This is a genomic window from Streptomyces sp. NPDC001980 (assembly GCF_040296885.1).
Lineage (GTDB): Bacteria > Actinomycetota > Actinomycetes > Streptomycetales > Streptomycetaceae > Streptomyces.
In genome coordinates, this window is record NZ_JBEOYD010000009.1 from 259,071 (window position 1) to 277,321 (window position 18,251).

Annotated in this window: 21 protein-coding genes and 4 tRNA genes; 19 read left to right on the plus strand and 6 right to left on the minus strand. The window is 69.8% G+C overall.

The window, feature by feature from the left end:
* Positions 1–63 precede the first annotated feature (63 nt).
* On the minus strand, positions 64–552 hold the full coding sequence (locus tag ABT137_RS16820; protein WP_089099493.1) for a YajQ family cyclic di-GMP-binding protein: 489 nt from the start codon (positions 550–552) through the stop codon (positions 64–66).
* A 227-nt stretch (positions 553–779) separates the two neighbouring features.
* Between ABT137_RS16820 and ABT137_RS16825 the strand changes: the two genes are divergently transcribed.
* Both ABT137_RS16825 and ABT137_RS16830 read left to right on the plus strand, forming a co-directional pair.
* A tRNA-Tyr gene (locus ABT137_RS16825) sits at positions 780–861 on the plus strand.
* A 198-nt stretch (positions 862–1,059) separates the two neighbouring features.
* Positions 1,060–1,272, plus strand: coding sequence for a hypothetical protein (locus ABT137_RS16830; RefSeq protein ID WP_351709030.1), 213 nt, complete (start codon positions 1,060–1,062; stop codon positions 1,270–1,272).
* 4 nt (positions 1,273–1,276) lie between these two features.
* On the opposite strand, the gene ABT137_RS16835 is transcribed toward ABT137_RS16830, so the two are convergent.
* A complete protein-coding gene (locus tag ABT137_RS16835) occupies positions 1,277–1,933 on the minus strand; it encodes an NAD(P)H-binding protein (protein WP_351709033.1) in 657 nt (218 codons plus the stop codon).
* A gap of 176 nt (positions 1,934–2,109) precedes the next feature.
* On the minus strand, positions 2,110–3,378 hold the full coding sequence (locus tag ABT137_RS16840; protein WP_351709036.1) for an amidohydrolase family protein: 1,269 nt from the start codon (positions 3,376–3,378) through the stop codon (positions 2,110–2,112).
* A gap of 266 nt (positions 3,379–3,644) precedes the next feature.
* Here ABT137_RS16840 and ABT137_RS16845 point away from each other — a divergent pair.
* The 8 genes from ABT137_RS16845 to ABT137_RS16880 all read left to right on the plus strand — a co-directional run bounded on the left by ABT137_RS16845 (position 3,645) and on the right by ABT137_RS16880 (position 8,508).
* Positions 3,645–3,717: transfer RNA gene (locus tag ABT137_RS16845), tRNA-Thr, on the plus strand.
* A 44-nt stretch (positions 3,718–3,761) separates the two neighbouring features.
* Positions 3,762–3,834 (plus strand) — tRNA-Met (locus tag ABT137_RS16850).
* An 89-nt stretch (positions 3,835–3,923) separates the two neighbouring features.
* Positions 3,924–4,088, plus strand: coding sequence for a 50S ribosomal protein L33 (gene rpmG / locus ABT137_RS16855; RefSeq protein ID WP_003948671.1), 165 nt, complete (start codon positions 3,924–3,926; stop codon positions 4,086–4,088).
* Positions 4,089–4,205: 117 nt separating this feature from the next.
* A complete protein-coding gene (locus tag ABT137_RS16860) occupies positions 4,206–4,670 on the plus strand; it encodes an FAS1-like dehydratase domain-containing protein (protein ID WP_351709039.1) in 465 nt (154 codons plus the stop codon).
* A 7-nt stretch (positions 4,671–4,677) separates the two neighbouring features.
* Positions 4,678–5,106, plus strand: a complete 429-nt coding sequence (locus ABT137_RS16865; RefSeq protein ID WP_351709042.1) for a MaoC family dehydratase — start codon at positions 4,678–4,680, stop codon at positions 5,104–5,106.
* 120 nt (positions 5,107–5,226) lie between these two features.
* On the plus strand, positions 5,227–5,808 hold the full coding sequence (locus ABT137_RS16870) for a TetR/AcrR family transcriptional regulator (protein WP_351709045.1): 582 nt from the start codon (positions 5,227–5,229) through the stop codon (positions 5,806–5,808).
* A gap of 93 nt (positions 5,809–5,901) precedes the next feature.
* Positions 5,902–7,338, plus strand: a complete 1,437-nt coding sequence (locus ABT137_RS16875; protein ID WP_351709048.1) for a DHA2 family efflux MFS transporter permease subunit — start codon at positions 5,902–5,904, stop codon at positions 7,336–7,338.
* A gap of 114 nt (positions 7,339–7,452) precedes the next feature.
* Complete coding sequence (locus ABT137_RS16880) at positions 7,453–8,508, plus strand: UDP-N-acetylmuramate dehydrogenase (protein ID WP_351709051.1); 1,056 nt, start codon at positions 7,453–7,455, stop codon at positions 8,506–8,508.
* 26 nt (positions 8,509–8,534) lie between these two features.
* Here the strand turns inward: ABT137_RS16880 and ABT137_RS16885 are convergent, their stop codons facing one another.
* Positions 8,535–9,164, minus strand: coding sequence for an NAD(P)-dependent oxidoreductase (locus ABT137_RS16885; RefSeq protein WP_351709054.1), 630 nt, complete (start codon positions 9,162–9,164; stop codon positions 8,535–8,537).
* A gap of 153 nt (positions 9,165–9,317) precedes the next feature.
* Here ABT137_RS16885 and ABT137_RS16890 point away from each other — a divergent pair, with 153 nt between their 5' ends.
* The gene (locus ABT137_RS16890; protein ID WP_351709057.1) at positions 9,318–9,947 is read left to right on the plus strand and encodes a TetR/AcrR family transcriptional regulator; all 630 of its coding nucleotides are present in this window, start codon (positions 9,318–9,320) and stop codon (positions 9,945–9,947) included.
* A gap of 7 nt (positions 9,948–9,954) precedes the next feature.
* Here ABT137_RS16890 and ABT137_RS16895 read toward each other — a convergent pair whose 3' ends face one another.
* The gene (locus ABT137_RS16895) at positions 9,955–10,995 is read right to left on the minus strand and encodes an adenosine deaminase (protein ID WP_351709060.1); all 1,041 of its coding nucleotides are present in this window, start codon (positions 10,993–10,995) and stop codon (positions 9,955–9,957) included.
* Between the two features lie 162 nt (positions 10,996–11,157).
* Positions 11,158–12,384, minus strand: coding sequence for a pyridoxal phosphate-dependent aminotransferase (locus ABT137_RS16900; RefSeq protein WP_351709063.1), 1,227 nt, complete (start codon positions 12,382–12,384; stop codon positions 11,158–11,160).
* Positions 12,385–12,645: 261 nt separating this feature from the next.
* Here ABT137_RS16900 and ABT137_RS16905 point away from each other — a divergent pair.
* From ABT137_RS16905 to rplL, 8 genes are all read left to right on the plus strand, one after another.
* A tRNA-Trp gene (locus tag ABT137_RS16905) sits at positions 12,646–12,718 on the plus strand.
* Between the two features lie 109 nt (positions 12,719–12,827).
* On the plus strand, positions 12,828–13,112 hold the full coding sequence (gene secE / locus ABT137_RS16910) for a preprotein translocase subunit SecE (RefSeq protein WP_093499675.1): 285 nt from the start codon (positions 12,828–12,830) through the stop codon (positions 13,110–13,112).
* Between the two features lie 80 nt (positions 13,113–13,192).
* A complete protein-coding gene (gene nusG / locus ABT137_RS16915) occupies positions 13,193–14,053 on the plus strand; it encodes a transcription termination/antitermination protein NusG (RefSeq protein ID WP_351709066.1) in 861 nt (286 codons plus the stop codon).
* Positions 14,054–14,292: 239 nt separating this feature from the next.
* Positions 14,293–14,727 carry a 50S ribosomal protein L11 gene (gene rplK, locus ABT137_RS16920; RefSeq protein WP_037858373.1) on the plus strand — a complete coding sequence of 145 codons (435 nt, stop codon included), beginning with the start codon at positions 14,293–14,295 and terminating at the stop codon, positions 14,725–14,727.
* Positions 14,728–14,808: 81 nt separating this feature from the next.
* On the plus strand, positions 14,809–15,534 hold the full coding sequence (rplA, locus tag ABT137_RS16925; protein ID WP_351709069.1) for a 50S ribosomal protein L1: 726 nt from the start codon (positions 14,809–14,811) through the stop codon (positions 15,532–15,534).
* Positions 15,535–15,711: 177 nt separating this feature from the next.
* The gene (locus ABT137_RS16930; protein WP_351709072.1) at positions 15,712–16,632 is read left to right on the plus strand and encodes an SCO4651 family lipoprotein; all 921 of its coding nucleotides are present in this window, start codon (positions 15,712–15,714) and stop codon (positions 16,630–16,632) included.
* A gap of 318 nt (positions 16,633–16,950) precedes the next feature.
* Entirely contained in the window at positions 16,951–17,481 is a 531-nt protein-coding gene (rplJ, locus tag ABT137_RS16935) for a 50S ribosomal protein L10 (protein WP_009330729.1), read from the plus strand.
* A gap of 135 nt (positions 17,482–17,616) precedes the next feature.
* Positions 17,617–18,000 carry a 50S ribosomal protein L7/L12 gene (rplL, locus tag ABT137_RS16940; RefSeq protein WP_093499670.1) on the plus strand — a complete coding sequence of 128 codons (384 nt, stop codon included), beginning with the start codon at positions 17,617–17,619 and terminating at the stop codon, positions 17,998–18,000.
* The last annotated feature ends 251 nt before the right edge of the window (positions 18,001–18,251 follow it).

Here is an 18,251-nt window from a genome sequence, read left to right on the forward strand (position 1 = left end):
GAGAAGTACGAGAAGGGCGGGCACAACGCGGTGCCCGCCCTTCTCGTACTTCGACGTCGCTGCCTACCGGTAGTTCACGAACTGGAGCGCGAAGTCGAAGTCCTGGCCCTTCAGGAGCGCGATCACGACCTGGAGGTCGTCGCGGCTCTTGGAGCTGACACGCAGTTCGTCGCCCTGGACCTGGGCCTTCACGCCCTTGGGGCCCTCGTCGCGGATGATCTTCGCGACCTTCTTCGCGTTCTCCTGGGAGATGCCCTCCTCGATCGACGCGAAGATCTTGTACTCCTTGCCGGAGAGCTGCGGCTCACCCGCGTCCAGCGCCTTCAGCGAGATGCCACGCTTGATCAGCTTCGACTGGAAGACGTCGAGGATCGCCTTGACCCGCTCCTCGGAGTTCGCCTGCATCAGGATCTTCTCGCCGGACCAGGCGATCGAGGCGTCCACGCCCTTGAAGTCGTAGCGCTGCGAGACCTCCTTGGCGGCCTGGTTGAGGGCGTTGTCGACCTCCTGCCGCTCGACCTTCGAGACGATGTCGAAACTGGAGTCGGCCATGTCCTGTGGCTCCTTGTATCGGGGGGTGTGACGGGATGCGGTGCGGCACGCGCCGGCGGCCGCCGGGCCCGGGGTGGGGACCGGGCCGTATCCGCACCAGCCTAGCCATCCCGTGTCCCGCGAGCGGCGATCAATCGGGTGGCGGAGCACCCCTGTGGATCGGGTATTGTTTACGTCGTTGCCAGGGAGCACCGCCGAAAAGCGGTTCGATCTGGTGACAGAACCCCGGCGGTGTGCCCGAGCGGCCAAAGGGAGCAGACTGTAAATCTGCCGGCTCAGCCTTCCCAGGTTCGAATCCTGGCGCCGCCACACGGGAACGAAGGGCCCGTGACCTGCTATCGAGCAGGTCACGGGCCCTTCGTCATGTACCCGTGCGTACGCCTTGGCGCGGAAGCAGCCGCGCGGACGCGAAGGCGAGGCGTGATGAAGATCATGGAGGCGCTTCGTCGGTGAGGCGGCCGGGCAGCGGTCCGTCACGGGTGCCCCGCCCCGGGGCACACTGAACGCATGTCCTCCCGACGCAGAACCTGCCCGGTGTGCCGCCGTGAAATCGCCGTCGTGGCGGGCCGTTTCGCGCGGCACGACCCGCCCGGGGCACGCGAGGCCGGGGAACTGGTCTCCTGCTCCGGCTCACGGCAGCCGGCCCGGATCGGGGCCGCGCAGCCCTCGTTGGACGGTCACGTCGTGCCGGAGTTCCCCGGCCAGCTGCCGCTGTTCTGAGAACTCAGTTCCCGGCCACCGACTTCACGGCCACCGAGACCGGCGTCGACCCGCCGATCAGCTCCAGAGTCAGGCCGGCCGTCGCCGAGGTGTCCACCAACTCCGCGAGTACGGCGGCCACGTCGTCGCGGGTGACCGCACCCCGGCCCGTATGCGCCTCCAGCCGCACCAGACCGGTGCCCGGCGCGTCCGTCAGCGAACCAGGGCGCAGGACCGTCCAGTCCAGGGCATTCTGCCGGGTCACATACGCGTCGGCCTCGCCCTTGGCCCGCAGGTACACGTCGAAGACACCGTCGCCCCGGTGCGCCGGATCCGCGCCCATCGAGGACACGACCACGAAACGGCGTACGTCCGCGCGCACGGCCGCGTCCGCGAACAACACCGCCGCGCCCTTGTCCACCGTCTCCTTGCGGGCCGTGCCACTGCCCGGGCCCGCGCCCGCCGCGAACACCGCCGCGTCCGCCCCCTGCAGGAGGGCCGCGACCTCCTCGACCGACGCCGACTCCAGGTCCAGCAGCACCGGTTCGGCACCGGCCGCCCGCAGGTCGTCGCCCTGCTCGGCACTCCGGATGATCCCCGCGACCTCGTCCCCGCGCGCGGAGAGCAGCCGCTCCAGCCGCAACGCGATCTGACCATGACCACCAGCGATGACAATGCGCATGTTTCAGACCGTACGCCCGAAGCCCCGCATCCGCTGCACGACTTCATGCGCCCCACGCGCCCGGGTGGTTCCGCCTGGCGCGCCGGTCCGGCGCGAGCGCGCCGTGAGGATCCCCGCTCCGTGCCGCGCGCTCCCGCGCCCCGGCCCGCGCGTCGGCGCCCGCGCTCCCGCGTCCCTCAGGACAACTCCCCGCGCCCCTGCCGCGGGAGGCCCAGTTCCGCTGCCACCGCCGAGTTGCAGTACTCGCGGACCGCGCTGGTGCGTGCCACCACGCGCCCCCGGTGCACCACGATCCGGCTGTAGGCGAGGGAGAGCGCGCCCGCCAGGTGGTCGCCGCGTACCGCGAGGAGTTCGGCGGGGAAGCCGGCCTCGACGCGGACCTCGGGAAGGCCGAGGGCGGCGCGGGAGGCGGCGCTCACGGCGTCGTAGGCGTCCTCGGGGCGCAGGCCGTGCCGGGAGGCCAGGAGATAGGCCGCCTCCAGGGGGTCGCCGCGGCCGACGGGGTTCGACAGGTCGCGCAGGGCGCCGCTGCCGGCGGCGATCCGCACCCCGGCCGCGCGCAGCAGCCGTACCGGAGCCGTGCCGCGGCGGTCCACGGAACCGCAGCCGCCCTGGGGCAGGCACACCACCGTGACGCCGGCCGCGGCGAGCTGGTCCGCGACCCGCGCGGCCACCTCGGCGGGCAGGCGCGCGAGCCCGGCGCACGGTCCGAGGATCACGCCGGGGCGCATGCCGCCGGCCATCGCCGCGAGCCTGGCCAGCCTGGCCGGGTCGGTGGCGTCCGTGTGCAGGTCGACCGGGCAGCCGTGTTCGGAGGCCACCTCCAGGACCGCCTCCGTGTAGCCCGTGGGGTCGGGGTCCAGGTCGGGGCAGCCGCCCACCACGGACGCGCCCATCTTCGCGGCGTCCCGCAGTATGGCGAGTCCGTCGGCGCCGGCGATCCCGGTCAGCACGCGCGGCATCGCGACCGCCGTGAGTTCCGCGAGCCCGCGCAGCGAACGGCGCGCCTGGAGGACGGCGGCAAGGGCGCCCAGCCCTTGGACGTCGCCCACGCGCACGTGCGCGCGTACCGCAGTCGCACCGTGTCCCAACTGCAGCAGGGCCGCCTCGGTGGCGCGGCGCTGGACGTCCTCGGGTTCGTACGAGACGGGGCCGTCGTGTTCGGCGGAGAGCGCGGTGTCGCCGTGGGCGTGCGGTTCGGCCGGGGCGGGGAGGAGGAGGTAGCCGGTCAGGTCCACGCGCGTGCCACCCGTGCGGGCCGGGCCCGGCGCCAGGCTGCCGGCCGTACCCACCGCCTCGATGCGCCCGCAGCCCAGCCGTACGTCCACGGTCCGGCCGTCGGTGAGCCGCGCCCCGCACAGCAGGAGTGCGGCGGGGTCGGGCTGGCCCGAGGAACCCTGCGGGTTGGACGACGACGAGGGCGGCTGCGGCTGGCTGTCGGGCATCGCGCTCCATGAGGGTCGGTCCAGGCATGGGACTCAAGATCACGCAGAGTGAGTCGAGCCTAGGGTGGCGAGCCGCGTGGGGCGGGGAGGAGCGCAATAGTCGTACCGGAGCCGTCGGACCTGCGGGGAACGGTTCGGTACGCGCGCGTGGGGAGTGCCGGAAGGGGCCCGGGAGGCCGTCGTGAGCCGTGCGGAAGGGGCCGGGAAGGGCGGCGGGAAACGGATTTGGGTGAACGGCGGCCGAGCGTGTAATGTCTTCATCGCTCGCCCCAATAGCTCAGTCGGCAGAGCGTCTCCATGGTAAGGAGAAGGTCTACGGTTCGATTCCGTATTGGGGCTCTGGTGTGAGAGGTCCCGTCGCGAGACGGGACTGATCTCATCAAAGCGGTGTAGCTCAGTCGGTAGAGCAAGCGGCTCATAATCGCTGTGTCACCGGTTCAAGTCCGGTCACCGCTACTGACGGTAGCCGATTGCGGGGTCGGTCCTTCGATCGGCTACTCTTTTTGTGTTGAATCAGTCCATCCGTTCGTCTTAGGAGCACTCACGTGGCTGCCACCGACGTCCGCCCGAAGATCACGCTGGCCTGCGTGGAGTGCAAGGAGCGGAACTACATCACCAAGAAGAACCGGCGTAACAACCCGGACCGTCTTGAGATGAAGAAGCACTGCCCGCGTTGCAACGCGCACACTGCGCACCGCGAAACGCGATAACAACAGGCTCGTTCGTGAGGCCGTCCCCGACTCGGGGGCGGCCTCACGGCGTTTCGGCCGATGCCTTTCCCGCTAGTTTGTGGGGCAGCACAGCAGACATCAGGAGGTGCCGGGCGTATGGCGCTCGACCAGTCCTTCGTGGGACGGACCTACCCACCCACCGAGCCCTACGAGGTGGGCCGGGAGAAGATCCGTGAGTTCGCCGAGGCGGTGGGTGACACCAACCCCGTGTACACGGACCCGGAGGCCGCCAAGGCGCTCGGCCATTCCGATGTGATCGCCCCGCCGACCTTTGTTTTCTCGATCACGTTTCGTGCGGCCGGACAGGTCGTCGAGGACCCGCAGCTCGGCCTGGACTACAGCCGGGTGGTGCACGGGGACCAGAAGTTCGCCTACCGGCGCCCGGTGCGTGCCGGCGACCGACTGAGCGTCACATCCACCATCGAGGCCATCAAGTCCCTCGCGGGCAACGACGTCATCGACATCCGCGGCGACGTCCACGACGAGGCGGGCGAGCTCGTGGTGAGCGCCCTGACCAAGCTGGTGGCCCGCGCGGCCGAGGCAGAAGAAGGCGGGGCGTGAGGATCCGATGACGTCGAAGATCGCGTACGAGGAGGTCGAGGTCGGCACCGAACTGCCGGCGCAGACCTTCCCCGTGACCCGCGCCACGCTGGTGCGGTACGCGGGTGCCTCCGGGGACTTCAACCCGATCCACTGGAACGAGAAGTTCGCCAAGGAGGTCGGCCTGCCGGACGTCATCGCCCACGGCATGTTCACCATGGCCGAGGCGATCCGTGTGGTCACCGACTGGACCGGCGACCCGGGCGCGGTCGTGGACTACGGCGTCCGCTTCACCAAGCCCGTTGTCGTCCCGAACGACGACCAGGGCGCCCTGATCGAGGTCAGCGGCAAGGTCGCGGCCAAGCTCGACGACAACACCGTGCGTGTCGACCTGACGGCGATGAGCGCCGGGCAGAAGGTGCTGGGCATGTCGCGGGCGGTCGTCCGGCTGGGCTGAGTCCGGCGACTCGGTAAGGGGCGCCCTCCCTGGCGGGGCGCCCCATACGCGCATGGGGCCCTGGAGAGCAGCGGTCCGGACCTCTTGACGTAGTTAGTGATTGGGCACTAACTTTCTCGCATGGTCAGGATGAGCGCAGGGGAGCGGCGCGAGAGCGTCATCCGTGCGGCGATCGCGGAGTTCGCGCAGAGGGGCTACTACGGCACCTCCACCGAGGCGATCGCCAAGCGGGTCGGGGTCTCGCAGCCGTACCTCTTCCGGCTCTTTCCGGGCAAGAAGGCGATCTTCGCCGCCGCCTCGCAGCGCTGCATCGACGAGATGTGCGAGCTCTTCGAGAAGGTGGCCGAGGGGCTGCGGGGCGAAGAGGCCCTGTATGCCATGGGTGACGCGTACGTCCAGCTCATCCAGGAGCGGCCGGAGCGGCTCCAGATGCAGATGCAAACGTACATCGCCGTCGCGGCCGCCGAGGCGGAGGGTGAGCACGAGTTCGGCGAGCTCGTGCGGGCCGGCTGGGGTCGGCTGTGGGACACCGTCCACCTGCTCTCGGGGGCGGACGTCGACCGCACCACGACCTTCCTGGCCAAAGGGATGCTCATCAACACCTATGCCGCCATGGGGTTTCCGCCCGAGCACCGAGTCTGGCAGGGGATGTACCCGGACGCCGGGGTCACGGGGCGGCTGGAGAAGTGCGGCGACGAGTGAGGGGGCGGTTCGCCGTTCCCGGCCCGGGCCTTTTCATGAGCCAGAAAATTAGTGACTAATAACTAATCAACGCGAGCACGCTCTGGGGGAGCGATGTCACAAGAGACCGCACGTCGCGGGGGCGCCGGATGGGCGCTCGTCATCACCAGTGTCGCCGGATTCATGGCGGCCCTCGACAACCTCGTCGTCACCACGGCCCTGCCCTCCATCCGCAAGGACCTCGGTGGAGCCCTGGACGACCTCGAATGGACCGTGAGCGCCTACACGCTCACCTTCGCCGTCCTGCTGATGTTCGGCGCCGCCCTGGGTGACCGCTTCGGCCGGCGCCGGCTCTTCCTCGCCGGGCTCACCGTCTTCACCGGCGCCTCCGCCGCGGCGGCCATGGCGCCCGGCATCGACTCCCTGATCGCCGCCCGCGCGGTGCAGGGCGTCGGCGCGGCCATCATGATGCCGCTCACGCTCACCCTGTTGACGGCCGCCGTGCCCGAGGCCAGGCGCGGGATGGCGTACGGCATCTGGGGCGCCGTCAACGGGCTCGCGGTCGCCTCAGGACCGCTCATCGGCGGCAGCCTCACCGAACACGTGTCCTGGCATTGGATCTTCTGGCTGAACGTACCGCTCGGCCTCGCCCTGCTGCCGCTCGCCCGCCTCCGCCTCGCCGAGTCGCACGGCACCGGCGCCCCGCTCGACGTCCCCGGCACCCTGCTCGCCAGCGGCGGCCTCTTCGGGATCGTCTACGGCCTGGTGCGCGGCCCTGCCGACGGCTGGACCAGCCCGCTCGTGCTCACCGGCCTGTTCGCGGGCGCCGCGCTGCTCGCAGGCTTCGTCCTCCACGGCAGCCGCGCCAAGAACCCCATGCTGCCGATGCGGCTCTTCCGCTCCCGCGCCTTCTCCGGGATCAACGCGGCCAGCCTGCTGATGTTCCTCGGGATGTTCGGGTCGATCTTCCTGCTCAGCCAGTACATGCAGGGCGTGCTCGGCTACTCGCCCACCGAGGCGGGCCTCCGGATGCTGCCCTGGACCGGCATGCCGATGATCGTCGCGCCGATCGCCGGCATCCTGTCCGACCGCATAGGCGGCCGCCCGGTCGTCGCGGCGGGGCTCTTCCTGCAGGCCGCCGGGCTCGGCTACCTGGCCTCCGTCGTCACCGCAGACGCCTCCTACGGCGCCCAGCTGCCCGGCCTGATCGTCAGCGGCATCGGCATGGCCCTGTACTTCGCCCCGGCCGCGAACCTGGTGATGTCCGCCGTACGCCCGCAGGAACAGGGCATCGCCTCCGGCGCCAACAACGCGCTGCGCGAGGTCGGCGGCGCACTCGGCGTCGCGGTCATGTCGTCCATCTTCTCCGCCCAGGGCGGCTACGAGAGCGCCCAGAGCTTCGTGGACGGGCTGCAGCCCGCCCTGGTCACCGGCTCGGCCGTGGTGGCCCTCGCCGGGATCGCCGCCCTGGCCATCCCCGGCCGGCGGCGCGCTGCGCGGCTCGTGGCCGAAGGCGAGCCGGCCCCGGCGCTGGAAACCGTCGGCGGCTGACGACGGCTGACGGCACGCGCGCGTGGGGCCCCGTTTCCGGTGCGGACGGGGCCCCACGCGCGCGTGCCGCTCGTGGCGGCCGGACTGCCGACGGCGTCTCGTAGTCTTGGGCGCGTGCAGGAACTCCACGACGCCCCCCTCGCCCCCCTCACCACCTTCCGGCTCGGCGGCCCCGCCACCCGGCTGGTCACCGCGACCACCGACGCCGAGGTGATCGCCGCCGTCCGCGCGGCCGACGACAGCGGGACCCCGCTGCTGGTCATCGGCGGCGGATCGAACCTGGTCATCGGCGACAAGGGCTTCGACGGTACGGCCCTGCGCATCGCCACCACCGGTTTCGAACTCAGCGGTACGACGCTGGAACTGGCTGCCGGCGAGGTGTGGACCGACGCGGTCGCCCGCACCGTCGAGGCGGGCCTCGCGGGCATCGAATGCCTCGCCGGCATCCCGGGTTCCGCCGGGGCCACGCCCATCCAGAACGTGGGGGCGTACGGGCAGGAGGTCTCCTCGACCGTCACCGAGGTCGTCGCGTACGACCGGCGGACCGGCGAGACGGTGACGCTGGCCAACGAGGAGTGCGCGTTCTCGTACCGGCACAGCCGCTTCAAGGCCGACCCCGAGCGGTACGTCGTCCTGCGCGTCCGGTTCGGGCTGGAGGACGCGGGCGGGCTGTCGGCACCGGTGCGGTACGCGGAGGCCGCGCGGGCGCTCGGGGCGGAGCCGGGGGACCGGGTGCCGCTCGCCGACGTCCGCGAGGCCGTGCTCAAGCTGCGCGCCGGAAAGGGGATGGTGCTGGATCCGGAGGACCACGACACCTGGTCGGCGGGGTCCTTCTTCACCAACCCGATCCTCACGGACGAGCAGTTCGCCGCCTTCCACGCGCGCGTGCGCGAGCGGCTGGGCGACGCGGCCGAGCCGCCCGCCTACCCCGCCGGTGACAGGCGCACCAAGACCTCGGCGGCCTGGCTGATCGACAAGGCCGGGTTCACCAAGGGGTACGGCAGCGGCGCGGCCCGGATCTCCACGAAGCACACGCTGGCGCTGACCAACCGGGGCGGGGCCACGACCGAGGAGCTGCTGGAGCTGGCGCGGGAGGTCGTCGCCGGGGTCCGGGACGCCTTCGGCGTGACCCTGGTCAACGAACCGGTGACCGTCGGCGTGAGCCTCTAGAGAGGCAAGCGCCACGAGCCGGAGGCTCAGTACGCCACTCCCACCCCCTGTTTCACCGTCCCCGTGTCCTCGATCATCGCCAGCATCGCGTGGGCCACGTCCGCCCGCGCGATGAAGTGTCCCTTGCGCGGGAAGCCGCCCACCACCGTGCGGTAGGTACCGGTCAGCGGCTTGTCCTGCAGGCGCGGCGGGCGTACGGAGGTCCAGTCGGTGCCGCTGCGGGACAGCTCGGCCTCCATCTCGCGCAGGTCGTCGTAGACCGGCTTGAGGACGGTGGAGACCAGACCGCGCATGGTGCGGTCCAGGAGGCCGTCGTCCGGTTCCGGGCCCACCGGCGCGGCGCTGACCACCACCAGCCGTCGTACGGCCTCCGCCTCCATGGCGGCCAGGACCGTGCGGGTCAGCCGGGCGGCGACACCCGCGTCCCCCCGGCCGCGCGGGCCCAGGCCGGACAGGACCGCGTCCCGGCCGGTCAGCGCCGGGCGGATCACCTCGGGGTCGGTGAGGTCCGCGCGGACCACCTCCAGGCCCGTGCCGGTCACGGTCAGCCGGGCGGGGTCGCGGACGACCGCCGTGACCCGGTGGCCGGACGCCAGCGCCTGACGGACGAGCTCCCGGCCGATCCCGCCGGTCGCGCCGAACACAGTGAGATTCATGACTGCTCCCGTTTCCAGCACAGCAAGAGTGGTGGGTGAGTATTCACTCACCCATTGCCTGCTCCTAGAGTGGGTAAGCATTCACTCACCAGTCAAGACCCTTCGGGGAAGTCCGTCGAAGCCGCTGGAAGGGGCATGTGATCCTTGGATGCCATGGAGCAGAAACCGGCCCGCGTCCGCATCCTCGACGCCGCTCACGAGCTGATGCGCACCGTCGGGCTCGCCCGCGCCACCACCAAGGAGATCGCCAGGGCGGCCGGCTGCTCCGAGGCGGCCCTCTACAAGTACTTCCCCAGCAAGGAAGAGCTGTTCGTACACGTGCTCACCGAGCGGCTGCCGCGGCTTCTCCCGCTCCTCGGCGAGCTCACCGTCGAACCCGGCCGGGGCAGCCTGGAGGACAACCTCACCCAGATCGCCCGTCAGGCCGCCCTCTTCTACGAGGCGAGCTTCCCGATCGCCGCCTCCCTCTACGCCGAGCAGCAGCTCAAGCGGAAGCTCGACGACAAGCTGCGCACCATCGGCGCGGGACCGCATGTGCCGATGAGGGCCCTGGACGGCTACCTGCGCGCCGAGAAGGCGCACGGCCGGATCCGCCTCGACGCCGACACGTCTGCGGCCGCCGCCCTGCTCCTCGGCGCCTGCGTCCAGCGCGTCTTCGCCTACGAGGCGACGGCGACCGGCGAGCGCCCGCCGGTCGACACGTTCGCCGCCCGCATCGCCCGCACCCTGCTGGGCGGGCTCTCCGTCGCCGAGGAGCACGCCCGCCCTGCCACCGGGGCGTGACCGGCAATCAGGACACCGGGGCGACCAGCCAGGCGTCGATGTCCGCCAGGAGCCCGGACTTCACGTCCTCCGGTGCCGCCGAGCCGCGGACCGACTGGCGGGCCAGTTCCGCCAGTTCGGCGTCGGTGAAGGCGTGGTGCACGCGCGCGATGTCGTACTGCGCGGCCAGCCGGGAGCCGAACAGCAGCGGGTCGTCGGCGCCCAGGGCCATCGGGACGCCCGCCTCGAAGAGGGTGCGCAGCGGGACGTCCTCGGGCTTCTCGTAGACGCCCAGGGCCACGTTGGAGGCCGGGCACACCTCGCAGGTGATCTCCCGGTCCGCGAGGCGTTTGAGCAGCCTCGGGTCCTCCGCCGCCCGCACGCCGTGCCCGATCCGGGAGGCGTGCAGGTCGTCCAGGCAGTCCCGCACCGACGCCGGGCCGGTCAGCTCGCCGCCGTGCGGGGCCGCCAGCAGGCCGCCCTCGCGCGCGATGTGGAACGCCCGGTCGAAGTCCCGCGCCATGCCCCGCCGCTCGTCGTTGGACAGCCCGAAGCCGACCACGCCCCGGTCCCCGTACCGGACGGCGAGCCGGGCCAGCGTGCGCGCGTCCAGGGGGTGCTTCATACGGTTCGCGGCCACCAGGACGCGCATGCCGAGGCCGGTCTCCCGGGAGGTCGTCTCGACCGCGTCCAGGATGATCTCCAGGGCCGGGATCAGACCGCCGAGGCGCGGGGCGTACGACGTCGGGTCCACCTGGATCTCCAGCCAGCGCGAGCCGTCCTTCAGGTCCTCCTCGGCGGCCTCCCGGACCAGGCGCCGGATGTCCTCGGGCTCTCTCAGGCAGGAGCGCGCAGCGTCGTACAGCCGCTGGAAGCGGAACCAGCCCCGTTCGTCGGTGGCCCGCAGTCTCGGTGGTTCGCCGCTGGTCAGGGCGTCGGTCAGCGCCTCGGGGAGGCGTACGCCGTACTTGTCGGCCAGTTCCAGGACGGTTCCCGGCCGCATCGAACCGGTGAAGTGCAGATGCAGATGAGCTTTCGGCAGCTCAGAGACATCACGTACGTGCTCCATTCCAGGATCCTGCCGTACGTACCTGCCGTACCGGTAGCCGATTCCCCATTAGTGGCCTTGCTCGCACACGAGAACGCACACGAGAGCGCGTACGAGAACGGGCCGCCTCCCCGGAGGGAGACGGCCCGCACGCGCGCGTGCAGCGCGAAGAGGCGTCAGTCCTCAGTCCTTCGCCTCGGCCAGCAGCTTCTGCATCCGGCTCACGCCCTCGACGAGGTCCTCGTCACCCAGCGCGTACGACAGGCGCAGGTAGCCGGGCGTGCCGAAGGCCTCGCCGGGGACGACCGCGACCTCGGCCTCCTCCAGGATCAGCGCGGCCAGCTCGACCGAGTCCTGCGGGCGCTTCCCGCGGATCTCCTTGCCCAGCAGCGCCTTGACCGACGGGTAGGCGTAGAAGGCACCCTCGGGCTCAGGGCAGAGCACGCCGTCGATCTCGTTGAGCATCCGCACGATCGTCTGGCGGCGCCGGTCGAAGGCCTCGCGCATCTTCGCCACGGCCTCCAGGTCACCGGTGACGGCGGCCAGGGCGGCGACCTGCGCCACGTTGGAGACGTTGGACGTGGCGTGCGACTGGAGGTTGGTGGCCGCCTTGACGACGTCCTTGGGGCCGATGACCCAGCCCACCCGCCAGCCGGTCATGGCGTACGTCTTCGCCACGCCGTTGACGACGATGCACTTGTCGCGCAGCTCGGGCAGGATCGCCGGCAGCGAGGTGAACTTCGCGTCGCCGTAGACCAGGTGCTCGTAGATCTCGTCCGTGAGGACCCACAGACCGTGCTCCACGGCCCAGTGGCCGATCGCCTCGGTCTCGGCCTCGCTGTAGACCGCGCCGGTCGGGTTCGACGGGGAGACGAAGAGCACGACCTTCGTCTTCTCGGTGCGGGCCGCCTCCAGCTGCTCCACGGAGACGCGGTAGCCGGTGGTCTCGTCCGCGACGACCTCGACCGGGACACCGCCGGCCAGGCGGATGGACTCCGGGTAGGTCGTCCAGTACGGGGCGGGGACGATGACCTCGTCGCCCGGGTCGAGGATGGCGGCGAAGGCCTCGTAGATGGCCTGCTTGCCGCCGTTGGTGACGAGGACCTGGGAGGCGTCGACCTCGTAGCCGGAGTCCCGCAGCGTCTTCGCGGCGATCGCGGCCTTCAGCTCGGGCAGACCGCCGGCCGGGGTGTAGCGGTGGTACTTCGGGTTCTTGCAGGCCTCGATGGCGGCCTCGACGATGTAGTCCGGCGTCGGGAAGTCGGGCTCACCGGCGCCGAAGCCGATCACCGGGCGCCCGGCGGCCTTGAGGGCCTTGGCCTTGGCGTCCACGGCGAGGGTGGCGGACTCGGAGATCGCGCCGACTCGGGCGGAGACCCGGCGCTCGGTGGGAGGGGTTGCAGCGCTCATGGGGCCCATCGTTTCAGACCGGAAACCTGCCCGGCACGCCGGTTTCACGGACTGAACAACTACGGGCCGAACCATGAACAAGCGTGCGGATCCTCCCCCGGGCCAGGACGATCTTCCGTACGGTCGGCCCGGACTGCCGCTTTCTGTTCGACGCGGCGCCGCGGACCACGTACACTCTCACCTCGTTGGCCTTCAGCGGCCGTGCCTGAGCGGGTGCACACCGAGCACCCGGTCGGATGCGGTACGTTGGGGACACAGCAAAGGGTCGTAGCTCAATTGGTAGAGCACCGGTCTCCAAAACCGGCGGTTGGGGGTTCAAGTCCCTCCGGCCCTGCTACACACACCGCCAGGATGTGTGCGCATGTACGTACAAGCATTGCACCGCCGTGCGGCTCCAGAAACCGGGCGCGGCACGGCCATGACCCGGGACCAGGTGAGGACGAATGACGGACGCCGTGGGCTCCATCGACACGCCTGATGCCGATGAGGTGCAGGAGTCCAAAAAGAAGGGCCGCAAGGGCGGCAAGCGTGCCAAGAAGGGCCCGCTGAAGCGCCTTGCCACTTTCTACCGCCAGATCATTGCGGAGCTCCGCAAGGTCGTCTGGCCGACTCGCAACCAGTTGACGTCGTACACCACCGTGGTGATCTTCTTCGTCGCCATCATGATCGCTCTGGTGACCGTGATTGACTATGGACTCAACCACGCGGCCAAGTACGTCTTCGGCTAAGCACAGAGCGAAGGGCGCCGTGGTACCGGCGCCCGTTTTCGCATGTTCCACCCCTATGTATCCAGGAAGAAGCAGCCATCGTGTCTGACCCGAACCTGAACGACGCCGTCGAGGCCGTCGAGCCCGAAGAGGCCGTCGAAGACGAGCTGGACATCGTCGAGGGCGCGGACGAGCAGGACGAGTTCGAGGCTGCCGAGGCCGGACTGGGGGAGCCGGCCGAGGAGACCGCGGTCCACGTCGAGGACGAGGACGTGGTGGAGGACGAGGACGCCGACGAGACCGAAGAGGTCGAGGAGGCTCTCGAGGAAGAGCCCGCCGAGCCGGTCGACCCCGTCCAGGCGCTGCGCGAGGAGCTCCGCCTGCTCCCCGGCGAGTGGTACGTCATCCACACGTACGCCGGCTACGAGAACCGCGTGAAGACCAACCTGGAGCAGCGCGCCGTCTCGCTGAACGTCGAGGACTACATCTTCCAGGCCGAGGTGCCGCAGGAAGAGGTCGTCCAGATCAAGAACGGCGACCGCAAGACCATCAAGCAGAACAAGCTGCCCGGTTACGTGCTCGTCCGCATGGACCTGACCAACGAGTCGTGGGGTGTCGTCCGCAACACCCCGGGTGTCACCGGCTTCGTCGGCAACGCGTACGACCCGTACCCGCTGACCCTGGACGAGATCGTCAAGATGCTCGCGCCGGAGGCCGAGGAGAAGGCGGCGCGCGAGGCGGCGGAGGCCGAGGGCAAGCCGGTGCCGCAGCGCAAGGTCGAGGTCCAGGTGCTGGACTTCGAGGTGGGCGACTCGGTGACGGTGACCGACGGTCCGTTCGCCACGCTGCAGGCGACGATCAACGAGATCAACCCCGACTCCAAGAAGGTCAAGGGTCTGGTGGAGATCTTCGGGCGTGAGACGCCGGTGGAGCTTTCGTTCGACCAGATTCAGAAGAACTGAGTCGGTAGTCGTTCGACTGCGGGTGCGTGGGGGCTGGTCGCGCCCACGCGGCGGTAGCCGCATATTCAATGCTGCCCCGCGCCCCTAGGTGGGACCGGTCAGGGTCGGCTCCAAGGTGAGCCCCCTGACCTGTTCGTTTTTGGCCGCGCAACTATACCCGTTATCGTTGTGCGGTATGCCTGCGTTCGGGTTGGTCCCCTCGCGCAGGCAGGACCCGAAATGAAAGGACCCGGAGAGCTATGCCTCCCAAGAAGAAGAAGGTCACGGGGCTCATCAAGCTCCAGATCAACGCCGGTGCGGCGAACCCGGCTCCGCCGGTCGGTCCCGCGCTCGGCCAGCACGGCGTCAACATCATGGAGTTCTGCAAGGCCTACAACGCCGCGACCGAGTCGCAGCGCGGTTGGGTCATCCCGGTGGAGATCACGGTCTACGAGGACCGCTCCTTCACCTTCGTCACCAAGACCCCGCCGGCCGCGAAGATGATCCTCAAGGCCGCTGGTGTCGAGAAGGGCTCCGGCGAGCCGCACAAGACCAAGGTCGCCAAGATCACCGAGGCGCAGGTCCGCGAGATCGCCCAGACCAAGCTGCCCGACCTGAACGCCAACGACCTGGACGCCGCGTCGAAGATCATCGCCGGCACCGCCCGTTCCATGGGCATCACGGTCGAGGGCTGACCCCCACCTTCGTAGAACCACCGTGGTAGGGCCTGCTCGGCCCGTACACCACGACTCCTTCAGAACACACAGGAGCAAGTTGTGAGCAAGCGCAGCAAGGCTCTCCGCGCTGCGGACGAGAAGATCGACCGGGAGAAGCTGTACGCCCCGCTCGAGGCCGTCCGTCTCGCCAAGGAGACCTCCACGACCAAGTTCGACGGCACCGTCGAGGTCGCCTTCCGCCTGGGTGTAGACCCGCGCAAGGCCGACCAGATGGTCCGTGGCACCGTGAACCTCCCGCACGGCACCGGCAAGACCGCCCGGGTCCTGGTCTTCGCGACCGGTGACCGTGCCGAGGCCGCGCGTGCCGCGGGCGCCGACATCGTCGGCGCCGACGAACTGATCGACGAGGTGGCGAAGGGCCGTCTGGACTTCGACGCCGTCGTCGCCACCCCGGACCTCATGGGCAAGGTCGGCCGCCTCGGCCGCGTCCTCGGCCCCCGTGGTCTGATGCCGAACCCGAAGACCGGCACCGTGACCCCGGACACCGCCAAGGCTGTGACCGAGATCAAGGGCGGCAAGATCGAGTTCCGCGTCGACAAGCACTCGAACCTGCACTTCATCATCGGCAAGACGTCCTTCGAGGACGACAAGCTGGTGGAGAACTACGGCGCCGCGCTGGAGGAGATCCTCCGTCTGAAGCCGTCCGCCGCCAAGGGCCGGTACATCAAGAAGGCCGCCATCAGCACCACGATGGGCCCCGGCATCCCGGTCGACTCGAACCGCACCCGCAACCTCCTCACCGAGGAGGACCCGGCCGCCGTCTGAGCCTCGCGCTCGGTCCGGTAGCCGCGTCAGGGACGCGACATCATCAGGACGGGCCCCGCAACCTCTCGGTTGCGGGGCCCGTCCTGATGTTTGAGTGACTCCCGGCGCGTTGTCGGTGCCCTGGGTTAGCGTCGGGGTACGGGACCGGGGTGCGGGACCTTCATGGGGGTGGGCGGGATGAAGAGCAGGCGAGTGCGTCGTACGGCCGTCTCGATCGCGGTGGCGGCCGCGCTGACCGGAGTGGCCGCCTGCAGCTCCGCGGGGAGCTCAGCAGGCTCCGGGGGCTCCGGCAAGGAGGACAGGGCCGGCGCCCGCGCCGCGACCAGGGTCAGCCCGATTGCCGCGCTGCGCTCCGCGGAGAGGTCCACCGACAAGGCCGACTCCGCCCGGGTCCGCTCCACCACGACCATGGGCTCCCTGTTGTCCATGACGACGGACGGCAGCCTCGCCTGGGACGACGGCATATCCGGCACCGTCACCATCACCTACACCGGCGGCAGCACGGCCGAGCTGATGCGCAAGCTCGGTACGACGTCGATGGAGGCCCGCTATCTGCCCGACGCCTACTACGCGAAGATGAGCGACACGTTCGCCGCGCAGACGGGCGGCAAGCACTGGATCCGGTACGGGTACAGCGACCTGGCCTCGGTCGCCGGCAGTTCGGGCGCGCTGCTCAAGGACCAGATGCAGAACACCACGCCCAACAAGTCGGTGCAGATGCTGCTGGCCTCCGGCGACGTGCGGAAGGTCGGCGAGGAGAAGGTCGACGGCCAGGCCACCACCCACTACGCGGGCACCGTGGACGTGGCCGACCTGGCCGGGCAGAGCAGCAGCCTCACGGCGAGCCAGCTGGCCGCCCTGAAGAAGCAGCTCACCCAGGCCGGCGTCAGCACCGAGACCGTCGACATCTGGGTCAACGGCCAGGACCTGCTGGTCAAGAAGACCGAGAAGGCCGCGACGGCGACCGGCACGATGACCCAGACCGCGCACTACAGCGACTACGGCGTCAAGGTCAGCGCCCAGAAGCCCCCGGCCGGCGACACCGAGGACTTCAAGACGCTGCTCAAGAAGCAGGGCGCGACCGGGCTGACCTCCTGAGCCGCCGGGTCGCCCCTGGAAGCACCGGGCCGCCACCCGTCGGGGACCGATTTGCTTGACAGTGCACCGGTCCCGTACTCTCCTACAGAAGCCAAAGACCGCTGGTCGTTGCCGTGTACTCGCAAGAGTGTGCGGTGGCCGAAGGATCCGCTGAACCGCGGACGACCCGCGCAGGTGACTGTGGAAGTGCTCCCGGAGACGCATGCATCGCGTGTGTGACTTCGGTCGAGCTACGCCCCGTGCGCCTGCGCCGGGGCGTTTCGTTTTCCCCAGCCCCTTCCGAGCGGTCCTCATCACCCGGAAGGAGGCCGACGCTCTATGGCAAGGCCCGACAAGGCTGCCGCGGTAGCCGAGCTGACGGAGCAGTTCCGCAGCTCGAACGCCGCCGTGCTGACCGAGTACCGGGGTCTCACCGTGGCGCAGCTCAAGACGCTGCGCCGGTCGCTCGGTGAGAACGCCCAGTACGCCGTGGTGAAGAACACGCTGACCAAGATTGCGGCCAACGAGGCCGGGATCACGACGCTCGACGACCTGTTCAACGGTCCGACGGCGGTCGCCTTCGTCACCGGTGACCCGGTGGAGTCGGCGAAGGGTCTTCGTGACTTCGCCAAGGACAACCCGAACCTCGTCATCAAGGGCGGTGTCCTTGACGGCAAGGCGCTGTCCGCCGACGAGATCAAGAAGCTTGCGGACCTCGAGTCCCGCGAGGTTCTGCTCGCCAAGCTGGCGGGCGCCCTGAAGGGCAAGCAGACGCAGGCTGCTCAGGTCTTCCAGGCGCTCCCGTCGAAGCTCGTCCGCACCGTGGACGCGCTTCGCGCCAAGCAGGACGAGCAGGGCGGTGCCGAGTAACTCGGCTCGCGAAATGACCGCCGCCTGAGGCTCGCCGTCCAAGGCGATCCACCTGAGGAAGCGGTCGTAGCGGGCCGAACGTACGCCCGCCAGACATGTACATACGGCACCAGCCGAATTAGTGGAAGGAAAGCCATCGTGGCTCTCACCCAGGACGAACTGCTCGCCGAGTTCGAGGGCATGACCCTCATCCAGCTCTCCGAGTTCGTGAAGGCGTTCGAGGAGAAGTTCGACGTCACCGCCGCCGCCGCGGTTGCCGTCGCGGGCCCGGCCGGTCCGGCCGCCGCCGCCCCGGTCGAGGAGGAGAAGGACGAGTTCGACGTCATCCTCACCGGCGCCGGCGACAAGAAGATCCAGGTCATCAAGGTCGTGCGTGAGCTGACCTCGCTCGGCCTGAAGGAGGCCAAGGACCTGGTGGACGGCGCCCCGAAGCCCGTCCTCGAGAAGGTCGCCAAGGACGCCGCCGAGAAGGCCGCCGAGTCCCTCAAGGGCGCCGGCGCCTCCGTCGAGGTCAAGTAACACCTCTGAGGTCGAGCAGACCTCTGTGCGCTGAAACACGTCCTTCGGGGCTGTAACGCGCGGACCGCGAAGAGCGATCATCCATCCGGGTGGTCGCTCTTCGGCGTTCCTGGAAGGCCGACCACGGTTACCTTGCACCCGCCCCGGCGGGAGGTATGGTGATCTTCGTCGTGTCACCGGGCGCACCGGGTTTGCGCAGGGGGGCCTTGACGAACCGCACGCAGCGCGCAATTCTCAGGACGCGTCGCCAG

Coding starts and splice junctions, on each gene's coding strand:
- secE (WP_093499675.1), top strand. CDS start 12,828: ATGACGGACGCCGTGGGCTCCATCGACACGCCTGATGCCGATGAGGTG.
- ABT137_RS16840 (WP_351709036.1), bottom strand. CDS start 3,378: ATGCCCGACAGCCAGCCGCAGCCGCCCTCGTCGTCGTCCAACCCGCAG.
- ABT137_RS16820 (WP_089099493.1), bottom strand. CDS start 552: ATGGCCGACTCCAGTTTCGACATCGTCTCGAAGGTCGAGCGGCAGGAG.
- ABT137_RS16900 (WP_351709063.1), bottom strand. CDS start 12,384: ATGAGCGCTGCAACCCCTCCCACCGAGCGCCGGGTCTCCGCCCGAGTC.
- ABT137_RS16890 (WP_351709057.1), top strand. CDS start 9,318: ATGGAGCAGAAACCGGCCCGCGTCCGCATCCTCGACGCCGCTCACGAG.
- rplK (WP_037858373.1), top strand. CDS start 14,293: ATGCCTCCCAAGAAGAAGAAGGTCACGGGGCTCATCAAGCTCCAGATC.
- ABT137_RS16865 (WP_351709042.1), top strand. CDS start 4,678: ATGACGTCGAAGATCGCGTACGAGGAGGTCGAGGTCGGCACCGAACTG.
- ABT137_RS16835 (WP_351709033.1), bottom strand. CDS start 1,933: ATGCGCATTGTCATCGCTGGTGGTCATGGTCAGATCGCGTTGCGGCTG.
- ABT137_RS16875 (WP_351709048.1), top strand. CDS start 5,902: ATGTCACAAGAGACCGCACGTCGCGGGGGCGCCGGATGGGCGCTCGTC.
- ABT137_RS16870 (WP_351709045.1), top strand. CDS start 5,227: ATGGTCAGGATGAGCGCAGGGGAGCGGCGCGAGAGCGTCATCCGTGCG.
- ABT137_RS16885 (WP_351709054.1), bottom strand. CDS start 9,164: ATGAATCTCACTGTGTTCGGCGCGACCGGCGGGATCGGCCGGGAGCTC.
- ABT137_RS16930 (WP_351709072.1), top strand. CDS start 15,712: ATGAAGAGCAGGCGAGTGCGTCGTACGGCCGTCTCGATCGCGGTGGCG.
- ABT137_RS16830 (WP_351709030.1), top strand. CDS start 1,060: ATGTCCTCCCGACGCAGAACCTGCCCGGTGTGCCGCCGTGAAATCGCC.
- ABT137_RS16895 (WP_351709060.1), bottom strand. CDS start 10,995: ATGGAGCACGTACGTGATGTCTCTGAGCTGCCGAAAGCTCATCTGCAT.
- ABT137_RS16860 (WP_351709039.1), top strand. CDS start 4,206: ATGGCGCTCGACCAGTCCTTCGTGGGACGGACCTACCCACCCACCGAG.
- rplJ (WP_009330729.1), top strand. CDS start 16,951: ATGGCAAGGCCCGACAAGGCTGCCGCGGTAGCCGAGCTGACGGAGCAG.